Annotated in this window: 21 protein-coding genes; all 21 read right to left on the reverse strand. The window is 31.4% G+C overall.

Features of this window, described 5'->3' with window-relative positions; all coding sequences use genetic code 11:
• The 21 genes from GM921_RS01220 to GM921_RS17465 all read right to left on the reverse strand — a co-directional run bounded on the left by GM921_RS01220 (nucleotide 1) and on the right by GM921_RS17465 (nucleotide 19,912).
• Nucleotides 1–1,077, reverse strand: coding sequence for an acyltransferase family protein (locus GM921_RS01220; protein WP_182920793.1), 1,077 nt, complete (start codon nucleotides 1,075–1,077; stop codon nucleotides 1–3).
• On the reverse strand, nucleotides 1,074–2,315 hold the full coding sequence (locus tag GM921_RS01225) for a glycosyltransferase family protein (RefSeq protein ID WP_182920794.1): 1,242 nt from the start codon (nucleotides 2,313–2,315) through the stop codon (nucleotides 1,074–1,076). The genes GM921_RS01220 and GM921_RS01225 overlap by 4 nt, the downstream gene beginning before the upstream one ends.
• A 106-nt stretch (nucleotides 2,316–2,421) precedes the next feature.
• Entirely contained in the window at nucleotides 2,422–3,456 is a 1,035-nt protein-coding gene (locus GM921_RS01230) for a glycosyltransferase family 4 protein (RefSeq protein WP_182920795.1), read from the reverse strand.
• 19 nt (nucleotides 3,457–3,475) lie between these two features.
• Nucleotides 3,476–4,465: a glycosyltransferase gene (locus GM921_RS01235; protein ID WP_182920796.1), complete on the reverse strand. Its 990-nt coding sequence runs from the start codon at nucleotides 4,463–4,465 to the stop codon at nucleotides 3,476–3,478.
• Nucleotides 4,462–5,409: an acyltransferase family protein gene (locus GM921_RS01240; protein WP_182920797.1), complete on the reverse strand. Its 948-nt coding sequence runs from the start codon at nucleotides 5,407–5,409 to the stop codon at nucleotides 4,462–4,464. Before GM921_RS01240 ends, GM921_RS01235 begins: the two co-directional genes overlap by 4 nt.
• A gap of 3 nt (nucleotides 5,410–5,412) precedes the next feature.
• The gene (locus GM921_RS01245; protein ID WP_182920798.1) at nucleotides 5,413–6,543 is read right to left on the reverse strand and encodes a glycosyltransferase family protein; all 1,131 of its coding nucleotides are present in this window, start codon (nucleotides 6,541–6,543) and stop codon (nucleotides 5,413–5,415) included.
• Between the two features lie 29 nt (nucleotides 6,544–6,572).
• Nucleotides 6,573–7,454 (reverse strand): glycosyltransferase, encoded by an 882-nt coding sequence (locus tag GM921_RS01250; RefSeq protein WP_182920799.1) that lies wholly within the window; start codon nucleotides 7,452–7,454, stop codon nucleotides 6,573–6,575.
• 37 nt (nucleotides 7,455–7,491) lie between these two features.
• Nucleotides 7,492–8,193 (reverse strand): hypothetical protein, encoded by a 702-nt coding sequence (locus tag GM921_RS01255; RefSeq protein WP_182920800.1) that lies wholly within the window; start codon nucleotides 8,191–8,193, stop codon nucleotides 7,492–7,494.
• Entirely contained in the window at nucleotides 8,190–9,167 is a 978-nt protein-coding gene (locus tag GM921_RS01260; protein ID WP_182920801.1) for a glycosyltransferase family 2 protein, read from the reverse strand. Before GM921_RS01260 ends, GM921_RS01255 begins: the two co-directional genes overlap by 4 nt.
• Nucleotides 9,164–10,111: a glycosyltransferase family 2 protein gene (locus GM921_RS01265; protein WP_182920802.1), complete on the reverse strand. Its 948-nt coding sequence runs from the start codon at nucleotides 10,109–10,111 to the stop codon at nucleotides 9,164–9,166. Before GM921_RS01265 ends, GM921_RS01260 begins: the two co-directional genes overlap by 4 nt.
• On the reverse strand, nucleotides 10,081–10,869 hold the full coding sequence (locus GM921_RS01270) for a glycosyltransferase family 2 protein (RefSeq protein WP_182920803.1): 789 nt from the start codon (nucleotides 10,867–10,869) through the stop codon (nucleotides 10,081–10,083). The genes GM921_RS01265 and GM921_RS01270 overlap by 31 nt, the downstream gene beginning before the upstream one ends.
• Nucleotides 10,870–11,886 (reverse strand): glycosyltransferase family A protein, encoded by a 1,017-nt coding sequence (locus GM921_RS01275; protein WP_182920804.1) that lies wholly within the window; start codon nucleotides 11,884–11,886, stop codon nucleotides 10,870–10,872.
• 77 nt (nucleotides 11,887–11,963) lie between these two features.
• Nucleotides 11,964–12,848, reverse strand: a complete 885-nt coding sequence (locus GM921_RS01280) for an alpha-1,2-fucosyltransferase (RefSeq protein ID WP_182920805.1) — start codon at nucleotides 12,846–12,848, stop codon at nucleotides 11,964–11,966.
• Nucleotides 12,849–12,876: 28 nt separating this feature from the next.
• Nucleotides 12,877–13,575, reverse strand: a complete 699-nt coding sequence (locus tag GM921_RS01285; RefSeq protein ID WP_182920806.1) for an FkbM family methyltransferase — start codon at nucleotides 13,573–13,575, stop codon at nucleotides 12,877–12,879.
• Nucleotides 13,569–14,681, reverse strand: coding sequence for a DegT/DnrJ/EryC1/StrS family aminotransferase (locus GM921_RS01290; protein ID WP_182920807.1), 1,113 nt, complete (start codon nucleotides 14,679–14,681; stop codon nucleotides 13,569–13,571). The genes GM921_RS01285 and GM921_RS01290 overlap by 7 nt, the downstream gene beginning before the upstream one ends.
• Nucleotides 14,674–15,039: a sugar 3,4-ketoisomerase gene (locus GM921_RS01295; protein ID WP_182920808.1), complete on the reverse strand. Its 366-nt coding sequence runs from the start codon at nucleotides 15,037–15,039 to the stop codon at nucleotides 14,674–14,676. Before GM921_RS01295 ends, GM921_RS01290 begins: the two co-directional genes overlap by 8 nt.
• Nucleotides 15,017–16,060 carry a hypothetical protein gene (locus tag GM921_RS01300; RefSeq protein ID WP_182920809.1) on the reverse strand — a complete coding sequence of 348 codons (1,044 nt, stop codon included), beginning with the start codon at nucleotides 16,058–16,060 and terminating at the stop codon, nucleotides 15,017–15,019. The genes GM921_RS01295 and GM921_RS01300 overlap by 23 nt, the downstream gene beginning before the upstream one ends.
• Nucleotides 16,060–16,881, reverse strand: coding sequence for a class I SAM-dependent methyltransferase (locus tag GM921_RS01305; RefSeq protein WP_182920810.1), 822 nt, complete (start codon nucleotides 16,879–16,881; stop codon nucleotides 16,060–16,062). Before GM921_RS01305 ends, GM921_RS01300 begins: the two co-directional genes overlap by 1 nt.
• Nucleotides 16,868–17,698 (reverse strand): methyltransferase, TIGR04325 family, encoded by an 831-nt coding sequence (locus tag GM921_RS01310; RefSeq protein WP_182920811.1) that lies wholly within the window; start codon nucleotides 17,696–17,698, stop codon nucleotides 16,868–16,870. Before GM921_RS01310 ends, GM921_RS01305 begins: the two co-directional genes overlap by 14 nt.
• Nucleotide 17,699: 1 nt before the next feature.
• Complete coding sequence (locus GM921_RS01315) at nucleotides 17,700–18,659, reverse strand: glycosyltransferase family 2 protein (protein ID WP_182920812.1); 960 nt, start codon at nucleotides 18,657–18,659, stop codon at nucleotides 17,700–17,702.
• A gap of 11 nt (nucleotides 18,660–18,670) precedes the next feature.
• Nucleotides 18,671–19,912: an ABC transporter ATP-binding protein gene (locus GM921_RS17465; RefSeq protein WP_235969756.1), complete on the reverse strand. Its 1,242-nt coding sequence runs from the start codon at nucleotides 19,910–19,912 to the stop codon at nucleotides 18,671–18,673.
• Between the last annotated feature and the right edge of the window lie 3 nt (nucleotides 19,913–19,915).

The following is a 19,915-nucleotide window of genomic DNA, read 5'->3' on the forward strand; positions in this document are numbered from 1 at the left end:
TTAAATTGTTTTTTTATAATTAATGGCAACGCGTTCTGTAAAGCAGTAAATTAGGTAAATGATGGGAGTAATTACTAAAATAGCTAATATAACATACCACAAATGATAGGGTATATCATGATTTGATTCAGAATTTACGATTATAGCCTTAAATAAACTTAGAAAAGGGGTATGAAATAAGTATAGTGAATAAGAAAATGTACCAATCCAAGTCATTTGAATTAGTAAACTATTGATAATAGAAATCTTTTCAAGTACAATTAAAGCTATAAAACCTGTAGTAATTAACCCAAAGCAAAGATCTAAAACCGGAAAATTGCTCTCTGTTCGCTTTACAAATGGATATAAAAAACATAGTAGTAATAAATAAGGAATATATTTTAATAACGCATAGGAATTTTTATAAGCTACTGCTAATAAGCTGCCTAAAGACCATACGGTCAAGGTATATGCGGCTGTACCAATGTAGGGAATACTGAAACCCAAAAAATAACTAAAATATAGACCTATTGATACAATAAAGGGCAAAAACGAGCTCTTATTAGCTAACCATAACAATAGTGGATACATCATATAGAAGAACCATTCATGCTTCAATGACCATACGGGGAAATTATTGCCCCATATGGGCGCATCGGGTATGAGGAATAAATTATATAAGAAACTGCTAAAGGTATATTTAGAGAAAATGCCTAAATTATCGGGTATAAACTTGTAAATTAAGAAATCTATCAACAGACACAATAAGAATGAAACCAGTAGTGTAGGATATATCCTTATTATTCTTTTTTTGAGGTAGGCTATTATTTTGAAATTCTCAAAATCATAATTGCTACTGGCCTGTTTTAAGTGAATAACAAAGCCAGAAAGTACAAAGAAAATAATTACAGCTTCATGTCCGAATTTAAAAAGGCCAAAGAAATAAACCAACAGTTTATCATACCATTCGTATTTTTCGGGATGCATAACTAAACCACTTTGATAGGATTGGGTTAATGCTAAACGAGCATGGTGAATTAATACATATAATGCACTCAAGCCCCGTAATCCATCTAAAGCTTTTAGAGAATCTTTCAAATTAAGATTTGATTAATTAATGTTAAAAATTTCGTTTTTTCATTATCCCAGTTTAAGGTTTCAAGAGCATAATACTTTGCCTTTGCTTGCTGATAAACCAAAAGACTTTCATCCTTAAAATAGTTGCTAATTGCTAAAGAGATCGATTGGGGATTGTTTTGATTATACACCGTTCCCATATTGGGAAAATTTTCTAATAATAATTTCTGCGCTCTAGTTGATGAGGCCAAAATGGCCAATCCTCCTTGGACATAAGTGAATATCTTGTTTGTTAAACAAATGTCCCGATTTTTAGGGGTATTGAGTTCAGTAGCCAATCCAATATCGAATTGTGAAGCGAAGGCAAATATTTCATCAGCAGGAATAGGTTTATAAAAGTGGATATTGTCTTTTTTAAGACCACTTTCATTAGCCAAGGCCATAAAATGAGTTTTTATGGCGTCATCATGATTTCCTAAAAGATGTAATTCAGCATTGAATTTACCAATTGCTCGGATTACATTTTCTAAACCCCTATTTGTACCAATGGTTTGAGAAAACCAAAATAATTTTAATACAGAAGAATCAGCCATTTTCTGTTTAATGATACTTTGTTTAGGAAATACATTTAATAAAGTTAATGGCTCTAAATTTGGATATAGCTTTTTATAGGCATTACTAATTAATGGACTTGCAGTAGTAAGATAATTTAACTGTGGAATATATTTATTTTCTATATGTGTTTTAATTATAACATCGAAATCGGTTAAATTATCACTTACTTCATTCCTGTGAAAATCTTCAGCATCGAATCCGCATTTAGCTTGATTTTTTTTGCCTGCTTTTATTGCAGCTGGCAAAGCAGCAAGGTTATGAGCAATATAAAGATCCGCTTTAATCGTCAATGCTTTTTTAATTAGGAGGGAAGTACATCTCCCAAGCGCCTGTTCTGCGAAAGTATTTAAACCAAAATTTTTAACAAAGAAGTTGGCAATTTTAAATTTAAATCTTGATTTTAGATAGAGCATTTTTTCAACCAATGGCGATCCACCGACAAGATGGTATTTCCATTTCTTGGTAGCCAATAGTTTTTTATCCAGATTTGTCGCCCAATCATTCCAGTATTGGTAAATTACAGTAACATCATATCCTGCATCGATAAGTGCATCAGCCTCTTTAACCAAACGAGGGTTAAGCGAGGGCTGCCCAGAAGTAATTAATACTATTTTTTTGCTGGTTATATCCACTTTGCTGATCATCTCAATGGATGATTTTCCTTAATAAATAAAAAATCTGATTGATAAAGTGCTTTGTCGTATGACCTATTTATCAAGGTGCAATTTTTTATGCTACCTAATTTCTTTATCACAATAGGTTTTTGTTCGTGTTTGAAGATATAATCTGTCGATATAGACTAATATAATCATTAATGATTTTTTCACTAGAGAATTTTTCTTCTACTGAACTTCTTACTGCAGCTCTTGAAATTTGATCTATTTGATGAATATAATTACACAATTCATCAAAATTATTTGCTAAAAAACCATTTACACCATGATTAATGATTTCGGGTAGGGCTCCTTTAACATGACCAATTACAGGAGTGCCACAAGCCATTGCCTCTATTGTAACGATACCAAAAGGCTCGTTCCAATCAATAGGCATTAATAATGCACATGAATTTCCTAAAATCTCATTTTTTTGTTGATCATTTACTTCTCCAACATATTGTATACTTTGAGATAAATGCGGTTTAATTTCAGTATCAAAATAACCTTGATATTCTGATGGGATATTGCCAGCAATGATGAGTTTTTTTTGAGTAGCAATTGCAGCTTTAATAGCAGTATGAGTTCCCTTAATTGGCTCAATTCTTCCTAAAAAAACCAAAGGCGCATCGTGCTTACAATTTTCTTTAAATTGATAGTATCGTGTATTAACGCAGTTATAAACAGTAGTTGCGGAGGCAAACGGCTTAATCTGATTGCTGATGTAATTGCTGCAGCCAGTGAAAAATAATGAATTTTTAGAAGAAATTTTCACTGCCTTTTTGATTTGGCTAAGTGTTGGCTCTCTTTGATAAGACATAATCTTTGGCACTTTCGATAAGGTAAAAGGAATGAGATAAGCTAACCTACTAAAACTATGAATAAGATCAGGTTTCCATTTTTTTAATTTGTTGATGGCATGTACATTTTTTAATGGCAACAATAAACTACTCTTCGATTTAGAATATATAATGAGTTCAGAAGAGACATTAGAATCAGGATGTGCTACTAAAATAACTTCATGCCCATTTTCAATTAACCCTTCAACTAACAAATAGATTATTCTTTCAATTCCTCCATAATTTAATGGTGGTACTGGAATAAATGGGTCGGCTGTTATTGCAATTCTCATTTTATTGATATCGAATTAATTATGAGCCATATACTTCTTTGATGATTTCGAGCATTTTTGATGCACTTTTTTCAAGAGATAAGTTGTTAATAACATAATTTCTTGGACTATATTCATGAAGCGTACTTTTGGCATAAAATTGATTAAATATTGATTTAAAAGATAGGAGATTATGAAATTTTTCACCACATTCTTCACTGAAATAAGGTGCTGATGATGCAGGAACCAATTCCTTTTCTCCCCAATCAAATCTATTCGAATCTAACCAAACTCCCTTATCCCAAGCTAAAATGGGAACATTCATAGACATTGCTTCTTGATAAGCTAGTCCTTGACTTTCATGTTCGCATAAAAAAATCATTCCTATGCTTTCTTGTAATAACTCTTTATAGTCTGTTAAACTATAGGAACCGTATCTAATTATTTTATAGGAAATCTGTTTGTCTTTTAAAAATAGCTCAATTGGTGCCAATAACTTGACTTCATTTTCTTCCTTGTTCCATAAAAATTTAACATAAAGTAGAAGGTGTTTTTTGGTTGAATTTTCTTTTGGCTTCCAGAAGTTTGTATCGATACCGGCAGGCCAAATTTTGCAATGATTTTCACCATACCATCGGTTATAAATAGCAGCAGTCCACTCTGAATGCTGAAGGTAAACCGAAATGGGGTATTCTTTAAAAAGATTTGGCCAATTAGAGGGATGGGTCATCAGGCCGATGCCTGCAATTATTTTATTACTTTTTTTATAACCTTTTAGTGCACTTTTCCCTATACCTAATGTAATGATTCTATCGTCTTTTCTAATTTTATGAAAAGGCAAGTTTTTGATGTATTCTACTTTTAGAAAATCAAATCCTTTGCATAAATTAATAAAAACCCTTTCTAAGCTACTCACCTTTTTTGGAAAGAGAATTTTCTTAATCAACAATATCAAATATCGATCCCCATAGATAAAAGAATCTTTTCTAGGTTCTTCTTTAAAGTAAATCAACAACCGATCTTTTTTCATTTATGCAAAAATCTAATTGATTTGGATAGCTTTAATGCTGGTTTTTCAATTAAAATATAGAATATATAAGCGACCAAAATACACCACACCATTATGATAAGGAATAGGGCAGGGATAGGAATATGATAACGCCTCAGGTATTCAAATAATAAAGCCCCAAAAAACATATGAACTAGATAGAGTGAATAGGATATTCGCCCTAAGAAATTAGTAATCGAAAATTGAAAATTTAAATAAAAAATTACCAATGAAGTAATGTAACCTAGTATTGCCGTATGAATAGAAATTGTTAGGGCAAGATACAGTGTTAATGAAAGAATTAAAATATGCCAAGTAATTACTGATATTTTATTCTTTTTTGCTAGAAGTGTAATTAAACCATATGCGAAAAAATGAGCATTATGAGTAATAAAGTAATGCGATCTTGGAACTTCGATGAAATAGCCTCCAGCGGCAATGAGTAAAATGATGGTAAGAACTATCTTGATATTTCCACTTTTAAAGACTGGAAATAACAATCCAATTATTAAATAGAATTGAAACTCAATTCCTAAAGTCCAAAATATACTTTGATACCAGAGATAAGTTGTAAAAGGAACAAAGTAGGTAATATGGCTAAGTAATTTTAAGATGTCTAATTGTTGGAGAGAAATAATTGACAATAAAATCATAACAAAATAGGGTGGATCAATTCTTAACGAACGCTTAAGGACATAAGAGAAGAAATTTTTGATCTCGTAATTTGAATTCCAAAGAGAATAGGGAATTATAAAACCTGATATTACAAGAAATGCAGCCACGCCATCTTGTCCAGCAGATAGGAATTTGAACTGTGGAAATTTTGAAAGGTTCGTTATATAATAAGTATGAACAGCACAAACACTTAAGCTCGCAATTCCACGAAGAAAATTTATAACTGGTATGAAATCTTTGGTATCTTTCAAAAATTAACCGATTAATTTATTTAGAATAGAAGGAATACTATGTTCGTTTAAAGCTTTTTGTTGACCAGCAGTTTTAATTCTTATTCTTAATTGTTTATCATTTGACAGGCGTTTACAATTTTCAATCAGTTCATCAGAAGTTTTAAAAGTTAATATCTCATGGTTGATATCATATAGATGATCAAGACCTGCAGTCCACTCAGTTAAATAGCATGCCCCAAGCATTGGAGCTTCAATATCTCTTAATCTAGAATATGTATTTGGCTTGTGAAGTGGGAAATTAAAACTAGGATATCTATTAATGCCTAATACAATTTTACTTTCCCTCGTTTTCTTAATATAATCGTTAAAATCTAAAGTAGATTGCAGTGCATTAGTTAATTGTAGACTTAGTAGCGCATTAAAATTATTCTGTTTTATTTTATTAAAATATGAACCTATTCCATGTTTGTTTAAATAACTAAATTGATTGCCAATTTTTTTGATAATAGAAGTTTGTTTAGGAGAGGGCGATTTAGTTGACTGCCATCCATTGCCATAAATTTTAATATCAAAATTGTTATCTTTTGTTAAAACGTCTTCAAAAAACAGTTGGCGTTGAATATCTTTTGATCCTATAAATGTGATTTCATCGTGTTCATACTCACTAATAGCTCTGTATTTTGGATCTACCCACATTGGCATTGGTAAATTGAAATAGGGCAGTTTAGCTTTTTGATATAATGGAATAGCTTTATATTCTGGAACCCAATTTTTATCAAAAACTTCAAATTCTTTAGGCAGTTTAGTAAATAAACGTACATGATCACAAAAAAAATTGATAGTTTGGATACCTAACTTTTTGATTGAATTGATAGCGTCTATATCAATCTGATTTGGATATAAATAACTTAAAAATACATCGGGAGTGTTATTTTTTAAATATCGAAGTGTTTTTTCCCAAGAATAGCTCTTCCAATCTGCTAATTCTTCTTTCGTTTGTGGCACTAGTCCTTTTGCCCAATCCACTTCATCACATTCTATCCATTCATAACCCGCTTCTTCAATTCCATTTTTAATATAAAATTCCCAAAAGCTATATGCTGGTATTGGGTGCTGTACTTTAGATTGTAAGAAAGAGAGGAAAATTTTCATTCGTTGATTATCGTGTAGTAAATTCCGTATTAATACAGCGGCTTTTTCTTAATAAGTTTAAATTTTTGCCCTATAACGGTATAAAAAAAGGAAACAAGTTTAACAAACGAGGTATTTCTTATGAAATTCCATTTTAAGAATACTTTTAGTATTCCAATGAAAGGATACCCAAGGATGTTCATTCTTAACAGAAATATTTTTCTGTTTCTCCATTCGATTTCTTTTTGCTGCTTTTTGGTAAGATCGCTTACTGGAAGGATATGTTTCCATTTTTCTGATAGTTTTATGGAATAATGAACCCAGTCTTTGTTTAGGCTTCCAGAAGAGAAATGTTCAATTAACATATCATTGAATACAAAAAGTTTAGCTTTTTGCCCAACTTGGATACAGAAATCGAGGTCGTAACAGTGAAATTTGTCGAAAGTGATCTCGTCAAAATTATTTTTAAGCCATGTTTCTTTGGTGGTAAATAAGAATACCCCATCTAAGGTTTTAACTTCAGAAAACTGATCAGCACTTTTTGTTGTATCCAATGTTACTGAATCATTATAGTGTTGAATTAAATTGAAATGATCTGTAGCATATAAGCCTTGATTCCAAGTGCTAGGTACAAGCGATTTATGAGCGGAGCCAGCAATTCCAATTACCCCAATATTTTTATGCTGTTCAAAAAAACGGATAATTTCTAAACCCCAGTTATCTGATTTAAATAATATATCCTCATGAATAAAGCATAGATATGGATTTTTAGCCCGATTTGCACCTAAGTTATAAGCTTTGCATATACCATAGTTTGTAATCGTATTTTCAATTCTAATTATTTCGTATTCAACTCCAATTGTTGCCATTATACTTTGAGCTACTTGGTCAAAGTTTTTGTTATCAATGGAACAAATAATAATAGAAATCATTTTAAGATTGAATAATGGTGGTATTCATAAATAATTTTCATTCATTAATTGCTGTTAAATTCTCAAATCCAGCAATCTGTCCTTCAATTCCAATGGTATCAATCAACTCTAATTTGTAGTTGCTATTTTTTAATACTCTCACAGCTGCAAATTCTATTGATGTATTTAATTTTTTGGAGAAAATAGGAAAAAAAATATTTTTTAATTGAAGGATTGAACTTCTCCAACCTACAAACCTACTTTGATAAATAAAGGCTTCATTTAATGTTTTTAGTAAAAAGTCTTCGTAAATTTCTTTGTTTTTTACAAAATAGCCTCTTGTAGAAATTGTTCCCCTTCTTTTGAAAAAGTTATAGGTGCGCAACTTAAAATCATATTCAGCATTAAATTCAAAATTAAATGACTCGTTTGGGAAATACCTGCCACTTATCTTAAAAATAGGCGTGTCTTTAGGGATTTCATCCAAAATGGTTAGCAACATTAGGAGTTCATTAATTCCTTTATTTGTAAATTGATATTGTTGAATATGTAAAATCTTAACATCATTATGAATTAATTTAATGCTATTAAAATCTACTTCATAAGAATTATCAATTAAAATAATTTGTTTAAATCCTGTAGCTTTAAGACGCTCTAAAGTGTATAAAGTTTGTTCTATTCTCTGTTTTAACGGAACAAAACTTCTAGAATTAGATGAAAGTTGTTTTGGATGAATACATGAAGTTACTATAGCAATCATTTTTTATAATATTGAATTAATCTTGCAATTCTCCATCCTAAAGTATTGGAAATGAAAAATAGGTTAGGTCCTCCGCTCATAATTGGAGTAAATTTATATTTGCCCAATTTTTTAACCTCTTTAATAATGGAGTTAGTAAGTTTTGAATATCTTGGATAAGCTTCAATAGCAATAGAAATGAGTTGACGTGCAATTGCCAATTTTGCATTATCGCTATTATTGTGCTTAAATAGTTCTTCTTGTTTTAATAATATAGATTGATAAGAATTATGTAATGCAGCATAACTTTTTAATGAACTGAGGCTGTTCCTTACAGCAAATTTCCTGTAATAATTTAATGCTTTTTCGGTGTATAGAATTCCTTTACTTGCCAAAATAATTCTACAAAAGTATTCTCCATCTTCATCTGGACATGGGGAAATACTGGTATTCCAAGGTCCTGCTCTTTTGATAACTGATATCGGTGTTAAAAAAGCATTTGGCTGGATCATTGAACCGCCATTTCCATTCCCACCCCAAAGGTTAATTAAAAATTCGACAGGATTATTCGTTGTATATAAATATTTTTCCTCGTGAGTACTGGGCAATTGTTCCAAATAATTTTGATGATATTCGAAATGAACTGTACTGCATACTGCTACATGATCTGGATGAGCTGTTAAAGTAGCAACCTGTATGGCGATTTTATCTTCACTCAAGATATCATCAGCATCTAAATACTGAATAAACTCACCATTTGCATGTTCTAATCCAATTTGTTTAGCCTTGCTAGCTCCTTCATTCTGCTTAGAAATAACTTTAATTCGCTCTGAATTTTGTGCATTGATGATTGCTACAGTTTTATCAGTTGATCCATCATCTACAACAATGATTTCTATTGGCGAATAAGATTGGGTCAATGCAGAATTAATTGTTTCTAAAATAAATTTTTCGGCATTATAGGCAGGTATAATAATGGAGACTAAGGCATTCATTTACTTAAATTATAATCTATTCTTCGTCTACTTAACCAAATGTAAAAAGCAACGCCAAAGAGTTTACTGATGTATTCAGAAAATAGTGTTCCTTTAATTGTACGAACTTTTGTTCTTAAAGCAAGATTAAGGGCTTTATTGCTTAAGTCGACTTCATTTTCTTTATAAAAATAATTGGAGAGCTTAGCGGCCTGCTCTCCAATTATTTCGAAATATTTAGGGTTTAATACGAGGTGATAGTGTTCTAAACATGTAAGCTTATCCTTCATACAGTGCAACCAATTTTGTACAGAAAATGAATCTTCACGAGTAATGTTTGTGACAAGCGCTTTATTTAAACAAATAAAATGAGCACCTACTGCCGCTAATCTTATATGTAGGTCAGGGTCTTCATTCCCTCTAATATCTTCTCTAAATCCACCTATCTTTTTAAGTAAATCTATTGGGTAACAGCCGATTAGAGCAAATCCATTGTTTTCTAAAAAATATTTAATCGCATCTTTTTCAATTTCTTCACTATTGTAAACAACTGTTGATTGAATTTCTTTATGAATGCCTCGTTTAACATCCATATTCGATAGATAGCAATTTGACTGTGTGTTTAAACTGTTTTGTATACTGTGTTTAAATTCTTCAACAAATGAAGAATCAATTAGATCATCTGCATCATGAAAATGGACCCAATTGCAGGTAGTAGCTTCAATTAATCTGTTTCTTGCAAATGCTGCTCCCTTATTTGTTATCCCCTTAATTACTTTTGCTCCTAATGATTGAGCAATTTCTGCTGAATTATCTTGACTACAATCATCATAACATATGATTTCATCAAAAAGTATAGATTGTGCATGTATCCCTTCGAAGAGATATGGAAGATAATTCTCTACATTATAACATGGAACTAAAATGGCAATTTTTATTTGTTCCAAGGTGATGGTCGTTTCCAAAATTTCTGAATAAATTCATATAATCTGGTGAATAAAATATATTTCACTCTCTTATAGCTTCTTGCTTGTGGTGGTGGGCCATGTCTTTTTTCAATAAGCATATCATCCATTCTCCAGGCTTTTTCCCATTTGTCATTGCTTGATTTTGATTCAGTATGATGCCTATAAACACCTAATGGATAGCGGATATATCTCTTTTTTTTACCTTTTAATAACCTAATCCAAAACTCTCCATCAATATTGCATTTCATCTCTTCCCATATTTCTTGATGAATTGTTTTGCTCCAGAAGGCGCTATGAGATGCGATAAGGCCACCGAATCTCAAAAAAGAATCTGCAACAAATTTTGCGTCAGTATAAGATGTATGCCCTTGATTTATTTCTAAGGAGTCTCCATAATAAAATCCAATGTTAGGATTAAAAGCCTCTGCCAATTTTAAAAAAGAATTTGGCGTATAATAATCATCACTATTTATCCATCCAAATAAATCTCCTGTAGACTTTCTAAATCCTTTGTTTATTGCATTTCCCTGCCCGTTATCGGATTCAGATACCCAATAAGTAAGTTTAGATTCGTATTTTTTTATAATTTCTATAGTTTGGTCTGTACTTCCACCATCAATTATGATGTATTCTAAATTCGGATAGTTTTGATTTAGTACAGATAGAATTGTTTCTTCGATAAAATCGCCTTGATTATAGCTGGGCGTAACAATAGAAATTTTGGGCCAGGTATTTTTTTTTGGTGATAATGGCATCTATAATTGGGACGATAAATTTTTATAATTAGCTAATTTAATAACCATTAATCGTTTATATATTTTCCTGATTTGAAAATTATACTTTAGAAAACTATTAGCTATGATGAACCAATTTCTCAAATGAATTATTTCAATTTTCCCTTCAGTACCATTAATTATTTTTGGCAAATAGAAAATTGCATATTTTAATACTCTACCATAATAAAAGAAACTTCGCTTTAGCCAATAAAACGTGCCAATTTTCTTTTCGTTTAAAACGGATTCATAAATATACAGTGGAACAAAGGCATGAGCAAAACCATCATGTAAGCGCACAAGATATTCCCATGTTAATCTACTTGCAGTAAGTTCATGTTTAAAGGATAGTTTTTCTGTATAAAACACTTTATAACCAAGTAATCTTGTTCTTAAACATAGTTCAGAATCGCCACCAGAAGAAAGCGTTTTACCTTCGCGGTCTTTCAATAAAAATGGTGTTGAAATGAATTTTGAATTTTTAACTGCACTTTTTCTTAGACCCATTCCCGCGCCATAAACTGTATTGAGGTATTGATCTTTTTCTGCTTGTTTTCCAACTGCATAACCACTATCAAATTGATCGAACCACCAAGGTTTTGTTTTTTCAAAAACAGGCTCACCTATACCCCCAACAATCGCAATGTCTGGGTTTGAATCAAAATAGGTACGTATAGTTTCTAAATAGTTTTCATTTAGCCAATTGTCATCATCGCAAAAAATAAGATAATCATATTTAGCCATTGCTATGCCCTTTTTTCTAGCATTGCTTAAACCTGGAGTTGGCTCAGCAACAATTAAAAGATGAAATGGACTGTGGTATGTCTGCCAAACTTTTTCTGCGAGAATGACCGTTTTATCAGTAGAATTATTGTTAACCAAAATTAGCTCGGCAGGTAATGAACTTGAAAGCTTTTGCCTAGCCAAATGAGCCAGCGTTTGTTCAATTCTATTTTCGCTATTGTAACAACAGATTATAACAGAAATGCCCACTTTCACCTAAAAATTTGTTTAACTTTTAACAATAATTTTTCTAATTATGGAAGATAACTTGATTTCAAATGGTTTTGGTTCATTTATGCTACCTCTATTTGAATCCAATTTTCAGGATAAATTTCAGGTGGTAATGTTTTGTCGATATGAAAACCTAAAAAGTATTTTGGAGCATAAACAATTTTATTGGGCTTGTTATTTAAATACGCTCCCCACCAACTAAAAGTGCTATTACTGATTATACAAATATCTGCGTAAATAAGATGTTGTAAATCAATTATTTCACTTTCATTTGAAATGTGTTTGTTTGGTAGGTACTCAAATTCTTTAATGATAAATGGAGTGTCATCGCTTATAAAAACGAAATATAAATTCGCATCTTTTTTACAAAGGTTTTCTATTAGATTGTGATAATAATTTAATGGAAGTGTAAGGTCATCATTACCGAGACCTAAAGTGCCAAGATTTTGATAATCTGTTCTTCTCACATGAATAACAGCAACTTTATTTTTAAGTAATCCCTTATATTTCTGCTGATATAGCTCCTTATATTTCCTTTTAATCGTTAATTTTTCTTTAATGTTAACTTCATGATCTTTAAAGAAAAGTGTAGATTGAAAATAGCCTTCATATATACTATTGTTTTTTATGGTTTTATTTACTTCGTCAAATGCTGCAGTAAAAGGAAATGAATAAATAGATTTATAATGCATCAAAAGTTTAATTGATTTATAAAACTTCTTCCTTAAATAAAGCGAAAAAAAACGTTTATAATCTTTGATTGAAAATAAGGTTTTATCCAACAGATTAAATGTGCCAGTACTAATATCAAAATATTTTATTAGAATACATTTTTCAATTTCCTGATCTAGGTAGTAACGAGTAGAAAGTTTCTTAGCTGTCGAATATGCAAATGCATACTGAAATAATTGATTACCTAATCTGCCTTGGAGTTTAACAACAATCATTGCTTCGAACAATTAAATTTGTCATTCATTAAGGGTTTTTCTTCCAATTTTCCCAAATAAAATCAAATTGATAAGTGGGCGTATGTGTTTTTTTTAATTTTTTACGGATACTTTCCATTTCTGAAATTGCATTAGGAACGAAATCATGGAATTGAATTTGTAAGTTGATAATATTATTTATTTTTCCAGAATCAATCAGATGGTTTAGTAGATTGTATTCTCCACCTTCAATATTTATTTTAATGAGATCTATTTGCTTTATTTCATTTTCATCCATAAAATTTGATGCTTTTTTAAGTTTGGCATCAACCATTATTTCTGCTTTTTTAAATGAAGAAGTACTTACCGTATCTATAGAAATTTGAATTGTTTCATCGATGGCACCAAGCCCGAAATCATAAACTTTTATTTTATCATTTAATCTGAATCTTTCTTTAATTTGTTTAGTGTAAGGTTGATAAACTTCAAAAATATAGAATTGACTCTCATAACGGCTAAATAAATCACTTGTAAATTCACCTTCATACCCGCCTACATCAAAAACAATTGAGTTTTTATTTAGGTCATAGGCATAACGTAATTCTTCTCCATTAGCTTTACAAAACTTTGTCCATCCTAAATCTTTTAAAGTAGTAGTAGGAGTGTAAATTTTATAAGCTATTTTTCTAGCTAGACCGTCCATTTTCTGACCTAAAAGAAGGATAATCCTGCTTATTGTTTTTAGCATTGGGTTTTGTAATTAGTAAAGAATTGTTTGATAATTGTACAAATTTTACTTATTTCTTTAGTGCTAAGTGAATTAGAAATAGGTAAACTTAATGTTGTATTGTGAATCAATTCTGAAATTGGGAATGATTGATTAATAAAATGTGTTTGATAACCAACTTGTTGATGAGCAGGAATTGGATAATGAATTTCAGTTTTTACTCCATGGGTAAATAGGTATTGCTGGAGTTCATCTCTTTGATTAGTTCTAATGTTGAAAATGTGATGCACATCTTTAATTCCTTCTTGCTTAATTGGTAATATTATATTTACATCTTGAAGCTCGTTAAAATAAATATTTGCCAGATTTTTTTTATGCTGATTCGCTTGATTAAGATCTTGCAATTTTATCCTTAAAAATAAAGCTTGTAATTCATCTAATCGACTATTGATTCCAATGTAATAATTATGATATTTTTTGTGGGAGCCATAATTTCGTAAGGCTTTTAATTTATTTGCAAAATCTTCATTATCGGTAATTATTGCACCTGCATCACCCAGTGCTCCTAAATTTTTTGTGGGATAAAAACTATACGCACCAAAAACTCCCCAGTTGCCAACCATTTTGCCATTTACCTTAGCACCATGAGCTTGCGCACAATCTTCAACAATTGCTAAGTGAAATTTTTCACCAATTGCCACAATTTTCTCCATCTCACAGGGCTTACCATACAAATGTACCACCATAATTGCTTTGGTGTTTTTGGTGATATATTTTGGTATTAAATTCGGGTCTATGTTATAGGTTTCTAGCTTCGGTTCTACTAAAACAGGTTTTAACCCAGCATTTATAATACTTAAAATAGTGGCAATATAAGTATTGGAAGGAACTATTACTTCAGCACCTTTTGGAAGTTCTAATGCAATAAGAGAAAGATAAAGTGCATCTAACCCATTTGCAACACCAATGCAGAATTTGCTACCACAATATTTTGCAAATTCTTCTTCAAAAAGCCTAACCTGGTTACCCAAAATGTAATAACCGCTCTCAAGAAAAGAAGTTAGTGCTTTTTTAAACTTAACTTCATAGGGTTGGTTAACTAGCTTTAAATTTTCATATTCAATCATACGGCTCAAAAATATAATCTGAAGGTTCAAAATATTCTGAAGCAAGCACCATTAGTATGGCATCCTCGCTAAACTCATGCATGGTGTGCCAATCTTCTGGATTGATAATTAAACATTTTGCAGGGTGATCTAACACAAAATTTTCAGATTCGTTACCATTATCGCTAAAAATAGTACACTTGCCTTGGATACAGATTGCAGCTTGGATAGTATTATGATGTCTATGACCACCTCTTACAGATTTATCTACACCATAGATATAAAATATCCTTTTAATGTCAAAGGGTATTATTTTTTCAATAACAGTTAGATTCCCCCTAGAATCAGTAAAGGTCTTAAGATTTATTAAAAATGACATTTAGTTTTCTCATAAAATAATTATAAACTCTTTTGATAAATTTAATATCAAAAAATAAAATCTGATTAAATATAATTAGTGCACCTATTTCACTCTCCCATATTCTAGACCATAATATTACTTTAGGGGATGCATCATTGAGCCTCAAAATTTGATTGTCGTTTACGCGATTCAGCTTAATATTAATACTATTTAAATTTTTAAGATAGATACGGTATAGTTTCTTTACAGGTTTTGAAATCGTTGAAACTCCATAAGCAAGTAATCCATGATTAATAAAGTGTTGATATATTCTTAAATGATGAAAATGGTAATAAATTAAATTACTGCCATTTACGTTTAAGTTTCCATCAATTGGAGTATCTTTTATATTCCAAGGAGCCCTTCCACAAGTTTTAAGATCAATATCTCTTACGTTGCTAAAGTCTGATTTCCAACTATCGAGGTATTTTTGATCAGCGAAATATTTAGTTTCTGGATCCAAAATATCGTAGCACCAGTTTAAGCATTTATCTTTCCAATCATTTAAAATATTTAATGAATTTGGAGTATTTGGGAACGATTGAAAACTAACATTATATCGCCCATATTCTATTAAAAATTTTAATCCATCAGAGAAGTCATGTGGCGTAATCAGAATATCATCCTGACCAAATTTTTCAAAAATAGATTTTGGGCTCGAAAAAAAATAGATGTCTGAATCTAATGAGGTAACTCTATTAAATGTAGGGTTAGTTTCTAGGATATATAATGGTAAAAAAGGGCTTAGTGTAAAATAATATTCAATTTTCGTCCGATTTGATTTCGCTTCGAGGAGTACTGGATATTTTTGTTCTATTTCATCAATCTGGATTACAATATGTTTATCTTGTTGATTTTGATGAAAGAAATTCTTTGTTTCTTGATCTAATGCTAGTATAAAAAGCTTGTAATCATCTTTAAGGGTTTTGTCTAACGAATCAATCAGGCATAAACCCCTATTTAAATAGTTGTAGTCAAATAAAGTCGCAAAAATTAGCATTAGTTTTTTATGGCCTCAATAAATAAAGAATCTGGTTTTCTAGTTTGTCCATTTTTTTGATCTAAATTATAAGTATCCCATTCAGTACAATAGCTATTTGATGCATCTCTAATTATAATTTTATCAAAACCAATGCTTTTTAAAATATAATTAAGTGAATATCGATCGTACATCCATTGATGAACCTCTCCTTGTAACCTAAATTTTCCAATTTGACTTTCAATAACCGCTTGCCTACTTTTTTTAAATGGATTTATCCTACGTAGTGCAGAATAGAAAAGAGATTTTAAGGTTCTTTTACGTGGAGTAGTGTTTTTAGGGCTTTCTAAAAAATACTGTCTTATTGCCTTACCTTCTTCTCCAATTCGTTCAAAAACAAATTCTTCATTAATTATTGTTTCTTGGAAAAGAAACTTTGCCATTTCACCCCCACCATGATTCCTAACGGTCTGATCATACATTTCTAGCATAATCCAATCGTAGTTTGCACGAATTTTTTGATTTTCCTCATCTTCAACTCCTATTTCTAATGTTTGAAGGTAAGTTTTAGCTATTCTTTCTAAATCTGGTATTGCAATTCTGATAATTCCATCTTTCTTTAAAACCCTGTAACATTCTTTCAAAAACTTTAAACCATCAAGTTTTGTAAAATGCTCGAGCACATGCGAATGATATACCAAATTGAATGTATGATCTGGAAAGGGTATTCCAGCTAATAGGTTATGTGCGATGACACCCTCACCAGTTGAAACAAAATCTAAATTGGTCCAGACTTTTTCTTGTGAAAAGTGTTGCCCACAGCCTAAATTAAGATATTTCATTTCTTTTTAGTATTAATCCGTCCCAGTATATTTTTTTTCCATTTAGTACTTGACTGTGCGTATAACCACTATCAAAATAGCCTAGAATATTATATTTATCTTGAAAATGTTTAATAAACCTTTCCTTCTCAAAAAACCAACAGGGATAACTTGCATGATAGATATAGTCTGGTACGCGTTGTAAGCAAACCAGATCTTGGCTATCCTGTGTAAAGGCTGTCCTATCAATAATAATGTAAGGAATATCTAAGCTCAAAAAATATTTAATCCATGTAATTGGATCGGCTAAATATTGGATTACACTACTTAATAATAACACATTTGGTTTGTGCTCTTTGAGACATTCTGAAATTGTATAATAAAACTTTAGTTGGTCATTTTCGAATTCTTCTTGACCACATTTTACAAAATTTTCTTGCTCTACAATGCACCATTCCAAATTTTTTAGGGGCTCTAAAAAACCCTTATTTTGGAAATAAGAGCTTCCCAAGGAACCCCCAAAATCAAGTACGCAAAGTTCATTTCCATATTCGATAGCTGCTTTTTGCAAACCTGCCAATAATCCCCAACTGTATTGAATTTCATCGAATAACATCGAGTCGCGTTCATACACTGCTTCGCCATCACGAACTTTAATCAATGATGATTTGCATTTCTCCAAAATATCTGATGCATTGTATCCTTCAGCATCATTTTCGGCATCTTGCCAATTCTGATAGAACGTAAACCATACAAATTTTTTTGGTCCAAAAAAGTAATTTTTAACCTTAAAGATTGGCGAAGGAATTATTTTTTTTAATACTTTTTTAAGACCCATTTTATTTGATGATTGATCTTGCAAACTTTTTAGTGCGATGATAATAACTTCTCAATTTATTTAAGTAAAATGTTTGATCTTTTTTAATCTTAATTTTATTTCCATAAAAATCGCCCTTGCCTTGGTAACCTAATTTCATTGCTGCATAAACCTCAGGAATTACAATTACTTCAACTTTTTCAAGTACTATTTTTTCTTCGAGCAGGGGAGGGACAACATTAAAAGAAGCATGGGTTGCATTTTCTATAAACAAATGTTGGGTAACAGCTGGATTTGGATACAATGTAAACCAATCGTTTAAAATACAAGTTGCCGTCCATTGTACATCCCAAGCAGAAACCTGATTGTTGGCTTGTGCAATTAAGAGTTCCTCCATTTTGAAAGCACCATGTCCATTAAATTTTTCGATTAGATTTTTTTCTCTTAACTCTTTCAAAAGTTTATCGGCATCAGGTTCAAAAGAACTCCATCGATTAGCCCATGTTGCCCAACCTAAACAATCAGGATATTGGATGAAAAATGTGCTTGGAAATTTATCCCCGCAGGCAAAAAAATTACAACTGCCAATTGAAGATACTTTTGGTTCGTCTTCGTAAAGATCCAGTGCATCATTAATATAGTTTAGAAAAAATGGAGATAAGTTGAGATCGTCTTCTATCACAATCATTTTCCCATGTTTATTTATAACTTCTGTAACGCCTTTTATGATGGATGGTCCACATCCTAAATTTTTTTCGGCCTCAATAAGGTGCACTTCTTTACACCAATTTTTACTTTTAACAAATTCTCGAACAGTGGTAATTTTATCCCGTTGCTCATCGGTTGCATCTTCTTTTGCGCCATCAGAATACACATATAAAATGGAATCTTTAGCCAGAGAATTCCTTAGCAAAGAATTCAATAGCGTTTGTGTATTGGTTAATCGATTATAAACAAAAAGTACGATTGGTGCTAAAGCCATTTTATCATTTTTTACGTTAATCTTGAAGACGCGATAATTGATCCGTGCTGTGGATGATAAGGAATAGTGCGTTCTGGAGTTGGGGGTTCAAAAATTTCAAATCCCAATTGATTATCCACCCAATCATATACTTCTGATTCACTCACGCCAAGAAGTGCGTATAACGAATAAAGGTCAGGGATTAGATGATCTAAAGAAATCTGACAGCTGTACGCATTTGCTTTACCATTAAACTGTATAAACTGATCTAGCGATGGATAGGCCTGAAGAATTAATCCACCTAAACTATTTTTAATTCCAAGAGCAATAAAAGCGGGTGCAGAATTAGATAAACTGTTCACTTCAAATTTCACATTTAAGACTAAATGTGGTTGCTTACCCTCCAATTGGATTTCAATTTTTGTAAAACTTGGGCTATTGAGTACTGCTGTACGTATCCATGAGCTACTCAAATATTGTGTTTGATTTTTTTGGTAATAATCAACAGCCTTATAAATATCGCCAGAAACGATCATTTTTCCCTGGTCCAGCACAATTCCTTTGGTACAGAGTTCGGTAATGGCATGCATATTATGACTTACAAAAAGCACCGTTCTCCCTTCACCTTTGCTTACCTCATTCATTTTGCCCAAACACTTCTTTTGAAACTCTGCATCGCCAACGGCTAATACTTCATCTACAATTAAAATTTCACTTTCTAAATGGGCAGCAACTGCAAATGCTAAGCGCACATACATCCCACTACTGTATCTTTTAACTGGAGTATCAATATATCGTTCTATCCCTGCAAATGCTACAATTTCGTCAAATTTTCTTTTAATTTCATGTTTTCTCATGCCCAAAATTGCACCATTTAAGAAAATATTTTCTCTGCCTGAAAGCTCTGGATGAAAACCTGTACCTACTTCTAATAAACTTGCTATGCGACCATAACCTGAAATTTTACCTGACGTTGGAGCAGTAACTTTGCTTAAAATTTTAAGTAAAGTACTTTTTCCTGCCCCATTTCTTCCTATAATACCTACTGCATTACCCTGTTCAATTTCGAAATTTAAATCTTTTAAACTCCAAACAATATCACTATTTCCCTTTGTATTTCGATCATTGGTTTCTCCAATTCGAAGAAATGGGTCTTCTTTGCCCCGTATTCGAGCATACCATCTCTCCAAGTCACGGCTAATTGTTCCTGTTCCAATATCACCTAATTGATAGGCTTTGCTTAAATTTTCTACTTTTATAGCGATGTTTGACATGAG

Source organism: Pedobacter planticolens (assembly GCF_014172375.1).
GTDB classification, from domain to species: Bacteria; Bacteroidota; Bacteroidia; order Sphingobacteriales; family Sphingobacteriaceae; genus Pedobacter; species Pedobacter planticolens.

What these genes read in the sequence shown, in the direction of transcription:
- GM921_RS01225 (WP_182920794.1), bottom strand. Translation starts at nt 2,315, where the DNA reads ATGATCAGCAAAGTGGATATAACCAGCAAAAAAATAGTATTAATTACT.
- GM921_RS01230 (WP_182920795.1), bottom strand. Translation starts at nt 3,456, where the DNA reads ATGAGAATTGCAATAACAGCCGACCCATTTATTCCAGTACCACCATTA.
- GM921_RS01235 (WP_182920796.1), bottom strand. Translation starts at nt 4,465, where the DNA reads ATGAAAAAAGATCGGTTGTTGATTTACTTTAAAGAAGAACCTAGAAAA.
- GM921_RS01245 (WP_182920798.1), bottom strand. Translation starts at nt 6,543, where the DNA reads ATGAAAATTTTCCTCTCTTTCTTACAATCTAAAGTACAGCACCCAATA.
- GM921_RS01250 (WP_182920799.1), bottom strand. Translation starts at nt 7,454, where the DNA reads ATGATTTCTATTATTATTTGTTCCATTGATAACAAAAACTTTGACCAA.
- GM921_RS01255 (WP_182920800.1), bottom strand. Translation starts at nt 8,193, where the DNA reads ATGATTGCTATAGTAACTTCATGTATTCATCCAAAACAACTTTCATCT.
- GM921_RS01260 (WP_182920801.1), bottom strand. Translation starts at nt 9,167, where the DNA reads ATGAATGCCTTAGTCTCCATTATTATACCTGCCTATAATGCCGAAAAA.
- GM921_RS01270 (WP_182920803.1), bottom strand. Translation starts at nt 10,869, where the DNA reads ATGCCATTATCACCAAAAAAAAATACCTGGCCCAAAATTTCTATTGTT.
- GM921_RS01280 (WP_182920805.1), bottom strand. Translation starts at nt 12,848, where the DNA reads ATGATTGTTGTTAAACTCCAAGGCAGATTAGGTAATCAATTATTTCAG.
- GM921_RS01285 (WP_182920806.1), bottom strand. Translation starts at nt 13,575, where the DNA reads ATGCTAAAAACAATAAGCAGGATTATCCTTCTTTTAGGTCAGAAAATG.
- GM921_RS01290 (WP_182920807.1), bottom strand. Translation starts at nt 14,681, where the DNA reads ATGATTGAATATGAAAATTTAAAGCTAGTTAACCAACCCTATGAAGTT.
- GM921_RS01295 (WP_182920808.1), bottom strand. Translation starts at nt 15,039, where the DNA reads ATGTCATTTTTAATAAATCTTAAGACCTTTACTGATTCTAGGGGGAAT.
- GM921_RS01300 (WP_182920809.1), bottom strand. Translation starts at nt 16,060, where the DNA reads ATGCTAATTTTTGCGACTTTATTTGACTACAACTATTTAAATAGGGGT.
- GM921_RS01305 (WP_182920810.1), bottom strand. Translation starts at nt 16,881, where the DNA reads ATGAAATATCTTAATTTAGGCTGTGGGCAACACTTTTCACAAGAAAAA.
- GM921_RS01310 (WP_182920811.1), bottom strand. Translation starts at nt 17,698, where the DNA reads ATGGGTCTTAAAAAAGTATTAAAAAAAATAATTCCTTCGCCAATCTTT.
- GM921_RS01315 (WP_182920812.1), bottom strand. Translation starts at nt 18,659, where the DNA reads ATGGCTTTAGCACCAATCGTACTTTTTGTTTATAATCGATTAACCAAT.
- GM921_RS17465 (WP_235969756.1), bottom strand. Translation starts at nt 19,912, where the DNA reads ATGTCAAACATCGCTATAAAAGTAGAAAATTTAAGCAAAGCCTATCAA.